This window comes from Aquabacterium olei (genome assembly GCF_003100395.1).
Taxonomy (GTDB): Bacteria; Pseudomonadota; Gammaproteobacteria; order Burkholderiales; family Burkholderiaceae_C; genus Aquabacterium; species Aquabacterium olei.
Genome location: NZ_CP029210.1, coordinates 1,271,837 through 1,287,680, shown reverse-complemented (window position 1 = coordinate 1,287,680; position 15,844 = coordinate 1,271,837). Strand labels below are relative to the sequence as shown.

Here is a 15,844-nt window from a genome sequence, read left to right as displayed (position 1 = left end):
CATGCCCGCCCCCGATGAGAAACACGCCGCGCCACGGCACTGGATCGTGCCGTTCGCGGCCAGCCTGTCCGAGCCCTGCGTCCACGCCCTGCCGCGCCTGGATGCCCCCGACGCCCTGCCCCACTGGGCCGCGCTGATGGGGCAACTGGAGGAAATGGGCCGCACGCCAGGCGACGAGTACGCCCTGTCGACGCCGCACGAGCGGGTGCTGGCCGAACTCATGGGCTGGGCCGACACCGGCGATGCGCTGGCAGACGGCGCCATGCCCTGGGCCGTCTGGTGGGCGCATCACGACGGGGTAGCCCTCACCGCGGGGCAGCCATGGGGTCTGCTGACCCCCGGCCATTGGCTGATGGGCCGAGATCACATGACCCTGCTGGACCCGGACAGCCTGGCCGTGACGGAGGCCGACTCGCGCGCGGCCTACGAGACCGTGCGCGAACTGTTCGAGAGTGACGGCTGGACGCTGCTGTGGGGGGCGCCGACGCGCTGGTACGCGTCGCACCCCTCGCTGGCCGGGCTGCCCACGGCCTCGCTCGACCGTGTGATCGGGCGCAACCCTGACGTGTGGCTGACCGACCACCCGCAGGCGCGCGTGCTGCGTCGCCTGCAGAGCGAGGTGCAGATGGTGCTGTACCACCACCCGGTGAACGACCGCCGTGAGGCGGCCGGCCTGCCGACGCTCAACTCGTTCTGGCTGAGCGGGTGCGGCATGCCCGGGCCCAACATGGTGCTGCCCCCCGGTGTCGAACTGGTCGACACGCTGCGCGCACCCATGCTGGCCGACGACATGGCCAGCTGGCTGGCCGCCTGGCAGCAGCTGGATGGCACCGTGCTGAAGCATGCCTGCGCCCTGGCCCAGGCCGGCGCGCCGGTGCGCCTGACCCTGTGCGGTGAACGCCATGCCGTGACCCTGGGCACGCGGCGGGGCACCGGCAACGTGCTGACCCGGCTGTGGCAGGGCCTGCGCGGCGCCGCCGCCCCGCGCCCTTCCGCCTGGCTGACCGAACTCTGAGCCCCCCGATGCAGTTGATTGAACGAGACGTCCCACCGCGCGTGGTGTGGGCCCTGGAGCAGGCTGGCGTGCACCCCTTGCTGGCCCGGTTGTTTGCGGCCCGCGGCGTGCGGCAGGCCGACGAGCTGGACGACAGCCCTGCCCGCCTGCTGCCCCCCGACGCCCTGCTGGGCACGCGCGAGGCCGCTGTGCTGCTGGCCGACGCCATCGCGGCCGGGCAGCGCATCTGCATCGTGGCCGACTACGACTGCGACGGCGCCACCGCCTGCGCCACCGCCCTGCGGGGCCTGCGCATGCTGGGCGCCCGGCCCGAGCAACTGGGCTATGTGGTGCCCGATCGGGCCCTGCATGGCTACGGCCTCACGCCGCCCATCGTGGAGATGGTGAAGGCACGCCGCGCCGATGTGCTGGTGACCGTGGACAACGGCATGGCCAGCCACGAGGCCGTCGATCTGGCGCACACGCTCGGCATGAAGGTGCTGATCACCGACCATCACTTGCCGGTGATCGAGCCCGACGGGCGGGTGAACCTGCCCGCAGCCGACGTGATCGTGAACCCCAACCAGCCGGCATGTGGCTTCCCGAGCAAGGCGCTGGTCGGCGTCGGGGTGATGTTCTATGTGCTGCTGGCCCTGCGCGCCGAACTGCGACAGCGCGGCGCGTTCGAGGCCGCGGCCCAGCCGCGCATCGACACCCTGCTCGATCTGGTGGCCCTGGGCACCATTGCCGACGTGGGCCGACTGGACGACAACAACCGGCGCCTGGTGGCGCTGGGCCTCAAGCGCATCCGGGCCGGGCGCATGCAGCCCGGGATGGCTGCGCTGTTTGCCGCTGCAGGCCGCGATCCGACGCGGGCCAGCAGCCAGGATTTCGGCTTCTCCATCGGCCCGCGTGTGAACGCAGCAGGCCGGCTGGCCGAAATGGGCCTGGGCATCGAGTGCCTGAGCACGGACGATCCGGCCCGCGCCGAGGTGCTGGCGCGTCAGCTCGATGTCATCAACCGGGAGCGCCGCGACCTCGAAGGCGGCATGCGCGAGCAGGCCGAGTTCATGCTCGAATCCCTGATGCCCGAAGGCGACCCGCCTGCCGCGCTGGCCCTGTTCGATCCGGCCTTCCACGAAGGGGTGGTGGGCATCGTGGCCTCCAGGCTGAAGGACCGGCTTCATCGGCCAACCTTCGTGTTCGCCATGGGTCAGGACGGCTGGCTCAAGGGCTCGGGCCGGTCGATTCCCGGCTTCCACCTGCGCGATGCGCTGGACCTGGTGGCCAAGCGCCATCCCGGGTTGCTGAAGCGCTTCGGTGGCCATGCCATGGCGGCCGGCTGCACCATTGCGGAAAGCGATTTCATCACCTTCAAGACTGCCATGGCGCAGATCGCGGAAGCCGGCCTGGACGCCAGCCTGTTGCAGCGCCAGCTGAGCACCGACGGGCCACTGGACGCGCAATGGTTCACACCCGAGGCGGTGCAGGCGCTGGATGCGGCAGTGTGGGGGCCGGGCTTCGATGCGCCGGTGTTCTGCGACCAGGCCGAGGTGCTGAACCAGCGGCTGGTGGGCGAGCGCCACCTGAAGCTGAGCCTGCGCGTGCAGGGCCACGTGCGCGACGGGATCTGGTTTGGTCGCACGGCCCCGCTGCCCGCGAAGGCTCGGCTGGCTTACCGCGTGAGCCTGGACGAATTCCAGGGGCGGCAGCGCGTGCAGTTGGTGGTGGAAGGGGCCGTCGAGGCCTGAGCGCGGCGGCGGGCCCGCCGCCAGCCCGCTGCGTCTAGCGGTAGGCCTTGAGCGCCTGCGCCGCGGGGCTCGTGCCGAGGGCGCCATAGGTGTCGGCCTGTTCGCGCGGCAGCAGCACCTGCAGCGTGCGCTCGAACGATGAGGCCGCGCGCTGCACATTGGCACCCAGGCCTTGCACACGGGTGCGTGCATTCATCAGGCGGCGTTGCAGCACGGGGTCAAGCGCACCGAGGTCCGGCTGGCCGGCCGCCCGCAGGGTTTCGGTCAGGGCCTGCTGAAGCCCGGTGCTGGCCGCATCGAGCGCATCGGGTGCGCCGGCAGCCAGGGCGGCATCCAGCGCATCAAGCTGCTCTTCGAGCAAGGACACCCGCTGGGCCAGCGCCTCAGCGGGTGACAGGCTCGCGGCGCCCGACATGGCAGAACCCGTGAAGGACATCAGGCAGCGCGTTGCAGCAGGTCACGCGCGTTGCTGATGAGCTTGTCCGCGATGACTTCCGGGTTGACCTTGTAGGTCCCGCTGTCGATGGCCGATTTCACCTCGGACACCTTGGCGGCGTTGAAGTCGCCCGTGTCGGCGGCCGTCATCAGGCCCGCTGCGGTGGACGAGAGCGTCACCTTGGTGCTTTCGCCGACGCCGCCATCCAGGGAAGCGGTCTTCCCCGGGGTGGTGGTCGAGGTCGCGCCCTCGGTTCGCTGGGGCGCCCCGGCGCCAAGCGCCTTGTCGAGTGGGTTGCCGATTTTCATGATGCACTCCTTGTTCCCGAGGTGTCTCGGGTGGTCACATCCGTCTTATCGACGTGAGACGGGGCGACTTTAATGTCTTCCACGCCGCTTACCCCCTGAACAAGGGGCCAAAACGCAACCATCTGTTTCACAGCCTCAACTCCGCTGCACGCTCGCCGACCGGCATCGCACACAGCATCTTCCCGTTTTCGGCACGGATGCGCGCACATTGACCCTCATCGCCAGGGGCCATTGCCCGGCCTTCTGCCTGCACGCGGAAGCCCGGGCCCATCAGATTCACGGTGACGGTGTCGCCCGGGCTGAACCAGCGGCGGGGCTTCACGTCGTCGGCACGAATGGCCTGCCCGGCCTCGACCGCCCGGCTCAACGAGCGGCCGATCAGGGATTCAGGCTGCGTCACGGCGGGCGCGGGGCGGGCGGTCAGATCGACCTCCGCCAAGCTCAGGTCGCCTGCCGTGAGCGGCTCGCCGGGTCGCAAGGCGGCGGCGGCCACGACGGCGGGCGCCCAGACGCGAACCGTCACGGGCCAGAAGACATTCCAGTGCACGCTGCCCTGCTCACAGCGCAGCCCGACGCGGGTGCGGCCCCACAGGCGTGCGCCTTGCGGCAAGTAGGCCTTGATACGGGCGCATGGCGCGAGGCGCAGGCGCGGGTCGAGTTCGCCGAGCTCGAAACTCACACGCCAGGGCAGTCGCTTGTCGGCGGGGGCCACCCGTTGCTGGGCCAGCAGCGCATTCACTTCGGACTGCAGTGCCGCGGCGGTTTCATGTGGTGCGGTTTCCTGCGGTGCGGTTGGCTGCGGTGCGATGGCCTGCGGCGTGGCCCAGGCCACACACACCAGGGCCAGACTCCAGGCACCAGCCAATGCCGCGCGCGACAGCCAGCAGGTCAACGAGGCACGCCACCACGAGGACGGGGCGGCGGTCGTTGAACAGGCAGGGCGAGACAGGGCGGACATGATGGACCGAACTGTAAGGAGTGGCCGCCACCACCGCTGCGCGAAATGCCGGTCGAAACGCCCCTTATTCCGGCTCATGTTCCGGCCCGTGCGGCCGCACCATCGGCACCAAGCTCAAGGCCCCCATCAGGCACCGGATTGCCCGGCATGCCAGGCGGCCGGAGGTGCCCACGATGTTGAACCGTTTGACCGACTCCTTGAACTTTCAGGCCCAGGCGCTGACCCTGCGGTCGGAACGCCAGCGCCTGATCGCCAGCAACATCGCCAACGCCGACACGCCGGGCTACGTGGCCCGCGACTTCAACTTTGCCAGCGCCCTGCGCGACGCGACAGGTCAGAGCTCGGCCGCCGCCAGCAGCCTGCCCCCGACCAAGCTGCAGTTGGCCACCACCAGCGCCACGGGCCACCTGCAGCGCGATGGCCGGCCCGCCGGAGCCCGCGTCGAGCCGGACATGAACTACGCGGCCGCCTCGCAGACCAACCTCGACAGAAACTCGGTGGACATGGACCGCGAGCGCGCCAGCTTTGCCGACAACACCGTGCGTTACGAGGCCACGCTGCGTTTCATCAACGGCAGCGTGCGCACGTTGAACACCGCCATCACGGGCCAGTAAGGCCCCGCACTCGCAGTCACAGGAGCGCCCCATGTCGATGTTCAACATCTTCAACGTGTCCGGCAGCGCGGTCAGCGCGCAGTCGCAGCGCCTCAACGTCGTGGCCTCCAACCTGGCCAACGCCGACACGGTGGCCGGGCCGGACGGACAGTCGTACAAGGCCCGTCACGTCGTCTTCACCACCGCGGCCATGGGCTCGGTGGGCGCCGCCGGCGTCACGGTGAGCAATGTCACGGAAGACAACAGCCCCGGCCGCCGTGTGCACGACCCGCGCCACCCGCAGGCCGATGCCGAAGGCTACGTGACCTACAGCAACGTCAACGCCGTGGAAGAGATGGTCAACATGATCTCGGCCTCGCGCTCGTACCAGAACAACATCGAGGTCATGACGACGACCAAGACCCTGCTGATGAAGACCCTGCAGATGGGTCAGGGCAGCTGACGCTGAAGGACACACACCATGAGCTCCACTTCCCTGATCAACAGCACCGGCGCGACGACCACGTCGGGCACGGGAACCAGCAAGACATCGAGCACCACGGAGGCGTCTGACCGCTTCCTGAAGCTGCTGGTGACGCAGATGCAGAACCAGGACCCGCTCAACCCGATGGACAACGCCCAGGTGACGAGCCAGATGGCGCAGATCCAGACGGTGACGGGCATCGAGAAGCTGAACACGACGATGACCGGCCTGGGCACCAGCCTCACGCAGATGCAGATGCTGCAGGGCGCAGGCCTGGTGGGCCGCGACGTATGGCTGGAAGGCAACCAGCTCGCGGCAGGCGCCAATGGCGTGGCCGTGGGGGGGTATGACCTGGCCGCCGCCGCGGGCACGGTGCGCATCGACATCCTGAGCAAGGAAGGCAAGGTCATCGACTCGGTGAACCAGAGCGCCGTCCCGGCGGGCCGCCAGGGCTTCTCGTGGACGCCGCCTTCCGGCACCGACACCACCGGCATGAGCTTCAAGGTGACCGCCACATCGGGCAAGACCGCGGTGGGGTCGACCACCATGATGCTCGACCACGTCAACGCCGTGAGCACACCGAACGGCACCCTCACGCTCGAACTTCAGAACAAGGGCAGCGTGGCGTACAGCGCGGTCAAGGCCGTCTCGTAAGTCTCCCTCGCCCCTCCCCCTCCCGAACGCCCCAGGCAGTCACCCCCGAAAGGAACAGAAATGGGCTTCCAGCAAGGACTATCCGGACTCAACGTCTCCAGCAAGAGTCTGCAGGTCATCGGCAACAACGTGGCCAACGCCAACACCTTTGGCGCCAAGACCGCCCGTGCCGAGTTTGCCGACATGTACGCGGCCTCTCTGGGCGGCGGGGGCAGCAACAACATCGGCATCGGCGCCACGATTGCTTCGGTGGCCCAGCAGTTCACGCAGGGCAACATCACCACGACCGAGAACCCGCTGGACATCGCCATCAACGGCGACGGTTTCTTCAAGGTGCAGCGCTGGGACATGGGCACCAACGGCTCGCTGTTCGAGGCGGGCGAGAAGCTCTTCAGCCGCAATGGCCAGTTCAAGGTCGACAGCAACGGCTTCATCGTGAACAACCAGGGCCACAAGCTGCTGAGCGAGGGCGACACGCCCATCAAGCTCGCCCTGACCGGGGGCAGCGCCCAGGCCACGTCCAGCATCACGATGGACGTGAACCTCAATGCGGCGGAGACAGCCGACGACGCCTACGACACCTCGGTGTACCCGCCACTCAACGGCACCTACACGTTCAGCACCACGCAGACCTTGTACGACGGCTCGGGCCAGGGCGTGGCCGTGGACTACTACTATCGCAAGAGCGGCGACGACAGCTGGGACGTGTACACCGCCGTGAACGGCAAGTACCTGCCACTGGGGTCCACCACCCCGGCCTTCCAGATCGAGTTCGACCCGAGCACCAGCCAGCCGAACCGCGTCGTCGATTACAACGGCACGTCCTACACCACGGCCGGCACCATGGGCGTGGTGCCCCTGCCCCCGATCACCGGAACCGATGTCGGCATCAGCACGCTCTCCAGCATCAATGCCACGGTCGACTGGAGCAGCGCGACGCAGTTCGCCGGCAAGTCGGTGGTCAACGAGCTGCAACAGAACGGCTACCCGCGCGGTGACTTCTCGAGCTTCAGCATCGACTCGACCGGCTCCATCCAGGTGCGCTACACCAATGGTCAGACGGTGTCGGAGGCGCAGATCGGCCTGGCCCGTTTCAACAACCCGCAGGGCCTGGAGCCCAAGGGCGGCAACGAGTGGGGGCAGACCGCCGCCTCCGGGCCGGCCCAGTACGGCAACCCGGGTGCGGGCCGCCTGGGTCTGCTTCAGGGGGGCGCGCTGGAAGAGTCGAACGTTGACCTGACGGGCGAGCTGGTCAACATGATCGTGGCGCAGCGCACCTACCAGGCCAACGCCCAGACCATCAAGACCGAAGACCAGGTGTTGCAGACCCTGGTGAACATCCGCTGATGTGGATGACCTGCCCTGACGTGACCGCAAGGAGCTGCTGATGGACCGCATGATTTACCTCAGCATGGCCGGCGCCAAGATGAACATGCAGCGCCAGGACGTGCTGTCGAACAACCTGGCGAACGTGAGCACCACGGGCTTCCGGGCCGAGCTGCAGGCCATCCGCGCGGTGCCGGTGCGAGGCGACGGCGCCACGACGCGCGTGTACTCGCTCGAGACCACGGTGGGCTACGACGACGCAGCCGGCCCGGTCACGGTGACGGGTCGCCCGCTGGATGTCGCCATGCAGGGCCGCGCCTGGATGACGGTGCAGGCGCTGGATGGCACCGAGGCCTACACGCGGGCCGGCACGATGGAGGTGCTGCCCGACGGCACGCTCGTGACCCCGGCAGGCTTGCCGGTGATGGGCGACGGCGGCCCGATCACGGTGCCGCCGGAAACCGAGGTGAGCATCGCGCCGGATGGCACGGTGAGCGCCAAGCAGGCGAACGGGCTGATCACCCAGGCAGGCCGCCTCAAGATGGTCATCCCGGAAGAAAAGCTCAAGCGGGGTGACGATGGCCTGTTCCGCACGGCCAACGGTGACCCGCTGCCCCTCAGCGACGTGGCACGGCTGCAGAGCGGCGCCCTGGAAGGCTCGAACGTCAGCCCGATCGAGACCATGGTGTCGATGATCGCGGCCGCCCGCCAGTTCGAGGCGCAGATGAAGATGATGCAGACCGCCGAGCAGGATGAGAAGGCGGCTGCGCAACTGTTGTCGGGCTCGTGAGCTTCGACCTGAACCCTGAAGGAGACCGGCCATGATGCGTTCCCTGTGGATCTCGAAATCCGGCATGGAAGCCCAGCAGACCCAGCTGGACCACATCTCGAACAACCTGGCCAACAGCGGCACGAACGGCTACAAGCAGTCGCACGCCGTGTTCGAGGACCTGATGTACCAGACGCTGCGCCAGAGCGGGGCCAACAGCTCGGAGCAGACGACGCTGCCCACCGGGCTGCAGGTGGGCCTGGGCGTGCGTCCGGTGGCCACCTCCCGTCAGTTCACGCAGGGCAGCCTGCAGCAGACCAGCGGCAACCTCGACGTGGCCATCAATGGCAAGGGGTTTTTCGAGATCACCCTGCCCGACGGCCGCACCGGCTACACCCGCGACGGCGCCTTCCAGCTGGACAACCAGGGACGCATCGTCACGAACAACGGCTACCTGGTGAACACGAACGGCGCGCAGGTGCCGGCTGAAGCGACCGGCATCACGATCTCGGCCGACGGCATCATTTCGGCCAAGCTGGCCGGTGAGACCGAGCCGCAGGTGATCGGGCGCTTCCAGATGTCGAACTTCGTGAACCCGCCGGGACTCGATCCGATCGGCCAGAACACGTACGTCGAATCGGTGGCGTCCGGCCCGCCTCAGCAGGGCAACCCGCAGTCGGGCAGCCTCGGTTCGCTGTCGCAGGGCTTCGTCGAAACGTCGAACGTGAACGTGGTGCAGGAACTGGTGCAGATGATCCAGACCCAGCGCGCCTACGAGCTGAACTCCAAGGCCATCCAGACCTCGGACCAGATGCTGCAGAAGCTGGGACAACTGTGATGAGAACGCTCCACACCCTGGGCCTGGCCCTGTGCGGGGCGGCGCTGTCCGGCTGCGTCACGCTCAACCCCAAGGTCGACGTGGTCGAGCCCACCCAGGCCCGCCCCGCCCCGCCGACGGCCACAGCCGCCGCCCCCAACGGTTCGATCTTCCAGGGTGCGGGCTACCGGCCGTTGTACGAGACGCACCGCGCGCGCATGGTGGGCGACATCATCACCATCGTGATCAACGAAGAGCTCAAGGCCAACCAGGAAAAAACCACCACCATCCAGAAGGACGGCAAGGTCTCGAGCGGGATCACGGCCGTGCCGCTGATCGGGGCCTCGTCGCTGGCCAAGCTGGAAGCCGCGGGCAACAGCAACAACACCTACAACGGCAAGGGCACCGCCAAGGCGGACAACAAGTTCGAAGGCAACATCACGGCCACCGTGATCGAGGTGCTGCCCAACGGCCACCTCGTCGTGTCCGCCGAAAAGCAGATCGGCATCGGCCCCAATGTGGACGTGCTGCGCTTCTCGGGCCAGATCGACCCGATGGCCATCCAGCGCGACAACTCGGTGAGCTCGCAGAAGGTGGCGAACGTGCGCGTGGAGCAGCGCGGCCAGGGCGCCCAGCAGGAAGCCCAGGGAATAGGCTGGCTCTCACGCATCTTTTTGAGCATTTCGCCGTTCTAAAGGTTCGCAGAATGGAGCCGACCCCCAGAAGGATTCGGCCCCATGCGCACCCCCCCCCGCCTGATCAAGCAACTGATCGCCCCCCTCTGCCTGGCCAGCCTGCTGGCAGGCGGCTGGAACGCCCAGGCAGCGACGGTGCGACTCAAGGAAATCGCGGCCATCCAGGGGGTGCGCAGCAACCAGCTGATGGGCTACGGCCTCGTCGTGGGCCTGGATGGCACCGGCGACCAGACCGCCCAGACGCCCTTCACGGGTCAGAGCATGAACGCGATGCTGCAGCAGATGGGCATCACAGTGCCCGCCGGCGTGCCGATGCAGCTCAAGAACGTCGCCGCCGTGCTGGTCACGGCCAGCCTCCCCGCGTTTGCCCAGCCCGGTCAGCCCATCGACGTCAACGTGTCGTCGATCGGGAATGCCAAGTCGCTGCGGGGCGGCACGCTGATCGCCACGCCGCTCAAGGGCGCTGACGGCCAGATCTACGCACTGGCACAAGGCAACCTCATCGTGGGGGGCGCGGGGGCCTCGCAGGGGGGTTCCAAGGTGCAGATCAACCACCTGAGCGCCGGCCGCATCCCGGATGGTGCCTCGGTCGAGCGGGCCGTGCCCTCACCCTGGCTGCAGGGCAGCCTGGTGCAGTACGACCTGCGCTCGGACGATTTCAACACCGCACGCGAAGTGGCCAAGGCCATCAACCAGGCCAAGGGCGACGGCACGGCTGAGGCCATCAACGGCCGCACCGTGGCCGTCAAGCTGCCGCAGGCACCGGGCGAGCGCGTGGCCTTCATGGCCGATGTGGAGAACCTCACCATCAACCGCGCCACGCCGGCTGCACGCATTGTCATCAATGCGCGCACGGGCTCGGTCGTGCTCAACCAGAATGTGACGCTCGGCCCTTGCGCCGTGGCGCACGGCAACCTGTCCGTCACCATCAGCTCGACCCCGGTCATCAGCCAGCCCAACCCGATGTCCCAGGGGCAGACGGTGGTCAGCGAAAAGGCCGACATCGCCATCAACCAGGCACCGGGCGCGCTGATCCAGATGCCCGCGGGCACCCAGCTCACCGACGTCGTCAAGGCGCTCAACACGCTGGGCGCCAACCCACAGGACCTGCTGGCCATCCTGCAGGCCATGAAGGCAGCCGGCGCGCTGCAGGCTGATCTGGAGGTGATCTGATGAGCTTCCCCCAACGCCCTGGTCTGGCCACAGACCTGCGCTCGCTCGACCAGCTCAAGGGCGCAGCCGGCCAGGATCCGCGCAAGGCGATCCGCGACACGGCCCAGCAGCTCGAAGGCCTCTTCATGCAGGAGCTGATGAAGAGCATGCGCGCGACCACGATGAACGCCGGCATGCTGGACAACAGCGCGACGGAGATGGGCACGAGCATGCTGGACCAGCAGTTCTCGACCCAGATGACCGGTCTGCCCGGCGGCCTGAGCGACATGATCACCCGCCAGCTGGAGCGCCAGATGGGCATCCGGTCCGATCAGCCCGCCACCGCAGCCAACCCGGCTGCGCGCGCGCTGGGCTCATTGTCTGGCCGCAGCCTGGACGCCCGCATGCCGACCGACACCGGCCGCGTGGACGCCAACGGGCGTGCCGTGGCCGCGAATGGCCGCGCGCTGAGCCCCTCCGAACAGTTCGTGCGCAAGCACCAGGCCGCCGCCGCCGCGGCCGAGCAGGCCACGGGCATCCCGGCCGGCAACATCCTGGGCCAGGCGGCGCTGGAGTCCGGCTGGGGCAAGCGCGAGATCCGCACCGCCGACGGCCAACCCTCCCACAACCTGTTCGGCATCAAGGCGACCGCGGGCTGGAAGGGCAAGGTCGCCGAGGTGACGACCACCGAATACATCGGCGGCGTGGCGCGCAAGGTCACGGCGAAATTCCGTGCGTATGACTCGTACGAGGAAGCCTTCAAGGACCACGCCCGCCTGCTGACACAAAGCCCCCGCTACAGTCGCACCGTGGCGCAGGCCGACACGGCCCAGGGCTATGCCCAGGGGCTGCAGAAGGCCGGCTACGCCACCGACCCTGCCTACGCCGACAAGCTCACGCGCGTGATCAACACGACCTTGCGCCTTCAGCGCACCCTGACCTGATCGGCTGAGGAGCACGCACCATGGGATCAGGCATCTTCGCGCTCAGCACCCGGGCCATGTTCGCCAACCAGGCGATGCTGGACACCACTGCGCACAACATCAGCAACGTCAACACGCCGGGCTACTCGCGCCAGCAGGTGGAGCTGTCGACCGACGGCGGCATGTACACCGGGGCGGGCTTCTTCGGCCGCGGGGTCAAGGTCACGACCGTCACACGGTCGACCAGCGAGTTCCTGGTCAAGTCGGCCAACGAGGCCGCCGGGGCGGCCGCCGCAGACAAGACGCGACTCGACAAGCTGGAACAGCTGGAAGGCACCCTGCCGACCGGCCAGACGGGGCTGGGCTACGCCGCGACCCAGCTGATGAACGCCTTTGTCGACGTGGCCAACCAGCCGCAGGACATGTCGGCGCGCCAGGTGGTGCTGTCGCGTGCGGAGGAGTTCGCCAGCCGGGTGCGCTCGTCGGCCAGCCAGATCGAACAGCTGCAGGCCGGCGCCCTGTCGGACATGGGCACCGACATCGCGCAGATCAATGAGTATGCGCAGCAGGTCGCGCGCCTGAACCAGGACATCGCCAGCGCGCGCGGCACGGGCCAGCCACCCAACGACCTGATGGACCGCCGCGACGAGGTGATCAGCCGGCTCAACAAGCTGGTGCAGGTCAACACCGTGGAAGCCGATGACGGCAGCCTCAGCGTCTTCCTCGGCGGCGGGCAGCTGCTGGTGCTCAGCAACAAGGCCGAGAGCCTGTCGCTGCTGCAGTCGAGCAACGCACAAGGCGTGACGGTGGGCAGCATTGGCATCGTCACCGCGAACTCGGTGCGAATGCTGGACGACACGCAGGTGACGGGTGGCGCGCTCCGTGGCCTGCTGGACTTCCAGAACAAGGACCTGGCCGGCACACGCGGCGACCTCAACGACTTCGTCGCGAGCTTCACCAACGCCGTCAACACGCAGCAGCAACTCGGCATCCTGGGCAAGAAGGATGCGCTGGGCAACACCATTGCCGGCAGCGACATGTTCATCGGCACCGGCAAGGCCACGACCCTGGCCGTCAACCTGCAGAACCCGCAGGATGTGGCCGCCGCCTCGCCGTTGATCGCGTTCACGGCCGACGCCAACCAGGGCACGATGTCGGTGGAGTCGCTGAACATGATCGCGCCGGCAGGACGGGCCTTGCCGCTGCTGCCGCCGGTCGCCCCGTCGACAACACCCCAGCTCGGGCTGACGTTCCAGTCTCCCGGAACGGGCCCGGGTTTCGACGTGGTGGACGGGAGCGGCAACGTGATCGCGGCCAACTGGGTGCCGGGTCAGGACCTCGTCTTCAACGACGGGGCGGGTGACCCGCTGTTCTCGATGCGCATCGCCGGCGTGCCGAATGTGGGCGACAAGATCACGCTGGAGCCGCCCGTCGATCCGTCGGGCAACAACGGCAACGCACGCGCGATGCTGGGCCTGCGTGACCGGCCCATCGTCTCGCTGACCAGCAACGGCTCCAACACCACGGTGACCGATGCCTACTCGCAGATGATCGGCAACCTGGGCGTGAAGGTGCAGAGCGGCAAGACCGCCGCCAGCATCAGCGGCACGCTGGAAACCCGGGCGACCGAGACGCTGGAGGCCACGCGGGGCGTGAACCTGGATGAAGAGGCTGCCCGCCTGATCCAGTTCCAGCAAAGCTACCAGGCGGCCGCCAAGGTGCTGCAGGTGGCTCAGAAGGTCTTTGACACACTGCTGAACGTGGCGCAGTAATCGCAAGGAAGTTCATCATGCGCGTGACCACCGCCTACGCCTACAACCAGGCCATCACCAACCTGCAGGACCGCCAGCAGGAGCTCAACCGCTCGCAGACACAGCTGACCTCCGGCAAGCGCGTGAACGCGGCCAGCGACGACCCCACGGCCGCCGCCCGGGCCGAGCGCGCACTGTCGTCCATTGCGCGCAATGACACCGACAAGCGCGCCCTGGACGCCAGCCGCAACGCCATGGGCATTGCCGAGTCGGCGCTGGGCGATGCGGTCGACCTGCTGCAGACCGCACGGGAAACCATGGTCGCGGCCGGCAACGGCTCTTACTCCGATGGTGAGCGCGAGGCGCTGGCCAAGAAGCTGGTCGAGATCCGCAAGCAGATGCTGTCCATCGCCAACCGGCCGGACGGCAGTGGCGGCTATGTGTTCGGGGGCCAGGGCCTGTCGACCACGCCGTTCACCGAGGTGTCCAACACCACACCCAACACCGTGCAGTTCAACGGCCAGCGTGGCAGCATCCAGGCCAGTTCCAGCGAGCAGGTGAGCCTCACCATCGACGGCCAGCGCACCTGGATGCAGGGCCGCGACGAAACGGGTGCCCTGGTCGACGTGAACGTGTTCGACGCCCTGACCGACGCGATCGACGGCCTGCGCCAGAGCAACCCCTCTGCCACCGACCTCCGGGCCACCGTGAATAACGGGCTCAAGGACCTCGACAAGGTGCTGGGCAACATGCAGTCGGCCCGCGCCGAAGTGGGCGAGGCGCTGAACCGGATGGATGGCATCGAAAGTCGCATCGGCGCCCTGAAACTCGCCGCCCAGTCAGAAAAATCGAATGCCGAAGACCTGGACATGGTAGAAGCAATATCCCGTTTCCAGGAGCAGCAGACGGGCTACGGAGCCGCCCTGCAGACCTACGCCGCAGTGCAGAAGCTCTCGCTGTTCCAATACATCGGCTGACCCGTCGTCTTCACCTTCGATCCATGGACCACCCCATCCTCTCGCAGACCGCGCTGGCCTACAGCCCGGTCATCGACCGACAGCGCAACGTGATCGCCACGCGGCTGTCCGTTTTTCCGCTGACACCTGGCCAGCGCCTCGACCCGTCGGCCCTGATGGATGCCCTGGCCACGGTCTGGCCCGCCGACGGTCCGGCCGTCTGGCTCAACGTCGTGAGCGAAACGCTGCTGCACGACCTGATGCAGACCCGCCCCGGCAAGCAGATGCTGATCGAAATCCCGGCCTTCATGGCCGCCGATCCGGCCAACGTCGACGCGATCTGCACGCTGCACGCGCACGGCAGCACCTTGCTGCTCAAGGGCCGCCCGCTGCAGGAATTGCCCCGGGACGTGCTGCCCTGCTTCAAGCACGCCATCATCGACTTTCACGAAGACCGTCGGGTCGACCAGGCCACTGGCGGCGTGGGTTTCAACCCGGAAGGGCTGGTGCGCCACATCACCCACGTGCAGTCGGGCGTCGAGACGGTGGGCGACATGGAAGTCAGCTTCCGTCGCGGCGCCGTGGCCGTGCTCGGCTGGCCCATTGATGACGCCATCCAGGACAGCGGCAAGCCTGCCGACCAGCCGGCGCTGCAGGTCATCGTGCAGCTGATCGACCAGGTGCAACGCCAGGCCGACATCGAAGACCTCGAGAACACGATCAAGCGCGATCCGCCCCTGGCCTACAAGCTGATGCGCTACATCAACTCGCCGGCCTTCGGCCTGTCGGTCGAGATCGGGTCGTTCCGCCACGCGATCATGATTCTGGGCTACCAGCGCCTCAAGCGCTGGCTGGCCCTGCTGCTGGCCACCGCCAGCAAGGATCCGAACATGCGCCCGGTGATGTTTGCCGCCGTGCGCCGCGGCCTGCTCATGGAGGAGCTGGCCCGGTCCGCCCACGCCGACGACGAGACACGCAGCGAGCTGTTCATCTGCGGCGTGTTCTCGCTGCTCGACCGCATGTTCATGCAGCCCTTCCCGCAGTTGCTCAAGACCATCCCGGTGCCCGAGCGCGTCTACCAGGCGCTGGCCGAAGGCACGGGCCCCTACGAGCCCTACTTCAAGCTCGTGCGCGCACTGGAAGGCAGCACGCTGTTCGACATCCGCGAGGCGGCCGACAACATGCTGATGGGCGCAGGCGACATCAACACCGCCGTGCTCAAGGCCCTGTCGGTCGCGTCCGAGCTGGACTGAGCCCGAAAGCGTTCACGCCGGGTG

General features: G+C 67.8%; 17 protein-coding genes. 14 read left to right on the top strand and 3 right to left on the bottom strand.

The annotated features are described in order from the left end of the window. Position 1 precedes the first annotated feature (1 nt). Positions 2-1,015 (top strand): hypothetical protein, encoded by a 1,014-nt coding sequence (locus tag DEH84_RS05750; protein ID WP_109035588.1) that lies wholly within the window; start codon positions 2-4, stop codon positions 1,013-1,015. Positions 1,016-1,023: 8 nt separating this feature from the next. After that, the gene (recJ, locus tag DEH84_RS05745; protein ID WP_109035586.1) at positions 1,024-2,745 is read left to right on the top strand and encodes a single-stranded-DNA-specific exonuclease RecJ; all 1,722 of its coding nucleotides are present in this window, start codon (positions 1,024-1,026) and stop codon (positions 2,743-2,745) included. 34 nt (positions 2,746-2,779) lie between these two features. Here the strand turns inward: recJ and DEH84_RS05740 are convergent, their stop codons facing one another. The 3 genes from DEH84_RS05740 to flgA form a co-directional block, all read right to left on the bottom strand. Further along, positions 2,780-3,160, bottom strand: coding sequence for a hypothetical protein (locus DEH84_RS05740; protein ID WP_159098878.1), 381 nt, complete (start codon positions 3,158-3,160; stop codon positions 2,780-2,782). Positions 3,161-3,180: 20 nt separating this feature from the next. Then, a complete protein-coding gene (gene flgM, locus DEH84_RS05735; RefSeq protein WP_109035582.1) occupies positions 3,181-3,489 on the bottom strand; it encodes a flagellar biosynthesis anti-sigma factor FlgM in 309 nt (102 codons plus the stop codon). 127 nt (positions 3,490-3,616) lie between these two features. Then, positions 3,617-4,447 carry a flagellar basal body P-ring formation chaperone FlgA gene (gene flgA / locus DEH84_RS05730; RefSeq protein ID WP_109035580.1) on the bottom strand — a complete coding sequence of 277 codons (831 nt, stop codon included), beginning with the start codon at positions 4,445-4,447 and terminating at the stop codon, positions 3,617-3,619. A 173-nt stretch (positions 4,448-4,620) separates the two neighbouring features. Between flgA and flgB the strand changes: the two genes are divergently transcribed. From flgB to DEH84_RS05670, 12 genes are read left to right on the top strand one after another with little or no spacing between them, the layout of a single operon-like run. Further along, a complete protein-coding gene (gene flgB, locus DEH84_RS05725; protein WP_109035578.1) occupies positions 4,621-5,061 on the top strand; it encodes a flagellar basal body rod protein FlgB in 441 nt (146 codons plus the stop codon). Between the two features lie 31 nt (positions 5,062-5,092). Continuing rightward, positions 5,093-5,503 carry a flagellar basal body rod protein FlgC gene (gene flgC / locus DEH84_RS05720; protein ID WP_109035576.1) on the top strand — a complete coding sequence of 137 codons (411 nt, stop codon included), beginning with the start codon at positions 5,093-5,095 and terminating at the stop codon, positions 5,501-5,503. Between the two features lie 18 nt (positions 5,504-5,521). After that, positions 5,522-6,178, top strand: coding sequence for a flagellar hook assembly protein FlgD (locus DEH84_RS05715; protein WP_109035574.1), 657 nt, complete (start codon positions 5,522-5,524; stop codon positions 6,176-6,178). A gap of 60 nt (positions 6,179-6,238) precedes the next feature. Beyond that, positions 6,239-7,525, top strand: a complete 1,287-nt coding sequence (flgE, locus tag DEH84_RS05710) for a flagellar hook protein FlgE (RefSeq protein WP_109035572.1) — start codon at positions 6,239-6,241, stop codon at positions 7,523-7,525. Between the two features lie 40 nt (positions 7,526-7,565). Further along, positions 7,566-8,294 carry a flagellar basal-body rod protein FlgF gene (gene flgF, locus DEH84_RS05705; protein WP_109035570.1) on the top strand — a complete coding sequence of 243 codons (729 nt, stop codon included), beginning with the start codon at positions 7,566-7,568 and terminating at the stop codon, positions 8,292-8,294. Between the two features lie 31 nt (positions 8,295-8,325). After that, positions 8,326-9,111, top strand: a complete 786-nt coding sequence (gene flgG / locus DEH84_RS05700; RefSeq protein WP_109035568.1) for a flagellar basal-body rod protein FlgG — start codon at positions 8,326-8,328, stop codon at positions 9,109-9,111. Next, positions 9,111-9,785, top strand: coding sequence for a flagellar basal body L-ring protein FlgH (locus DEH84_RS05695; protein WP_109035566.1), 675 nt, complete (start codon positions 9,111-9,113; stop codon positions 9,783-9,785). The genes flgG and DEH84_RS05695 overlap by 1 nt, the downstream gene beginning before the upstream one ends. A 42-nt stretch (positions 9,786-9,827) precedes the next feature. Next, entirely contained in the window at positions 9,828-10,958 is a 1,131-nt protein-coding gene (locus DEH84_RS05690; RefSeq protein WP_109035564.1) for a flagellar basal body P-ring protein FlgI, read from the top strand. Then, complete coding sequence (gene flgJ / locus DEH84_RS05685; protein WP_109035562.1) at positions 10,958-11,881, top strand: flagellar assembly peptidoglycan hydrolase FlgJ; 924 nt, start codon at positions 10,958-10,960, stop codon at positions 11,879-11,881. Before DEH84_RS05690 ends, flgJ begins: the two co-directional genes overlap by 1 nt. Positions 11,882-11,901: 20 nt before the next feature. Next, on the top strand, positions 11,902-13,632 hold the full coding sequence (flgK, locus tag DEH84_RS05680) for a flagellar hook-associated protein FlgK (RefSeq protein ID WP_109035560.1): 1,731 nt from the start codon (positions 11,902-11,904) through the stop codon (positions 13,630-13,632). A gap of 17 nt (positions 13,633-13,649) precedes the next feature. After that, complete coding sequence (flgL, locus tag DEH84_RS05675) at positions 13,650-14,588, top strand: flagellar hook-associated protein FlgL (RefSeq protein ID WP_109035558.1); 939 nt, start codon at positions 13,650-13,652, stop codon at positions 14,586-14,588. 23 nt (positions 14,589-14,611) lie between these two features. After that, positions 14,612-15,820, top strand: coding sequence for an EAL and HDOD domain-containing protein (locus DEH84_RS05670; protein ID WP_109035556.1), 1,209 nt, complete (start codon positions 14,612-14,614; stop codon positions 15,818-15,820). Positions 15,821-15,844 lie beyond the last annotated feature (24 nt).

Bases quoted from the DNA above. Each gene is read 5' to 3' on its own strand.
- flgA (WP_109035580.1), bottom strand. From the start codon at position 4,447: ATGTCCGCCCTGTCTCGCCCTGCCTGTTCAACGACCGCCGCCCCGTCC.
- flgC (WP_109035576.1), top strand. From the start codon at position 5,093: ATGTCGATGTTCAACATCTTCAACGTGTCCGGCAGCGCGGTCAGCGCG.
- flgF (WP_109035570.1), top strand. From the start codon at position 7,566: ATGGACCGCATGATTTACCTCAGCATGGCCGGCGCCAAGATGAACATG.
- DEH84_RS05690 (WP_109035564.1), top strand. From the start codon at position 9,828: ATGCGCACCCCCCCCCGCCTGATCAAGCAACTGATCGCCCCCCTCTGC.
- flgG (WP_109035568.1), top strand. From the start codon at position 8,326: ATGATGCGTTCCCTGTGGATCTCGAAATCCGGCATGGAAGCCCAGCAG.
- flgJ (WP_109035562.1), top strand. From the start codon at position 10,958: ATGAGCTTCCCCCAACGCCCTGGTCTGGCCACAGACCTGCGCTCGCTC.
- DEH84_RS05715 (WP_109035574.1), top strand. From the start codon at position 5,522: ATGAGCTCCACTTCCCTGATCAACAGCACCGGCGCGACGACCACGTCG.
- DEH84_RS05750 (WP_109035588.1), top strand. From the start codon at position 2: ATGCCCGCCCCCGATGAGAAACACGCCGCGCCACGGCACTGGATCGTG.
- flgL (WP_109035558.1), top strand. From the start codon at position 13,650: ATGCGCGTGACCACCGCCTACGCCTACAACCAGGCCATCACCAACCTG.
- flgM (WP_109035582.1), bottom strand. From the start codon at position 3,489: ATGAAAATCGGCAACCCACTCGACAAGGCGCTTGGCGCCGGGGCGCCC.
- DEH84_RS05740 (WP_159098878.1), bottom strand. From the start codon at position 3,160: ATGTCGGGCGCCGCGAGCCTGTCACCCGCTGAGGCGCTGGCCCAGCGG.
- recJ (WP_109035586.1), top strand. From the start codon at position 1,024: ATGCAGTTGATTGAACGAGACGTCCCACCGCGCGTGGTGTGGGCCCTG.
- DEH84_RS05670 (WP_109035556.1), top strand. From the start codon at position 14,612: ATGGACCACCCCATCCTCTCGCAGACCGCGCTGGCCTACAGCCCGGTC.
- flgB (WP_109035578.1), top strand. From the start codon at position 4,621: ATGTTGAACCGTTTGACCGACTCCTTGAACTTTCAGGCCCAGGCGCTG.
- flgK (WP_109035560.1), top strand. From the start codon at position 11,902: ATGGGATCAGGCATCTTCGCGCTCAGCACCCGGGCCATGTTCGCCAAC.
- flgE (WP_109035572.1), top strand. From the start codon at position 6,239: ATGGGCTTCCAGCAAGGACTATCCGGACTCAACGTCTCCAGCAAGAGT.
- DEH84_RS05695 (WP_109035566.1), top strand. From the start codon at position 9,111: ATGAGAACGCTCCACACCCTGGGCCTGGCCCTGTGCGGGGCGGCGCTG.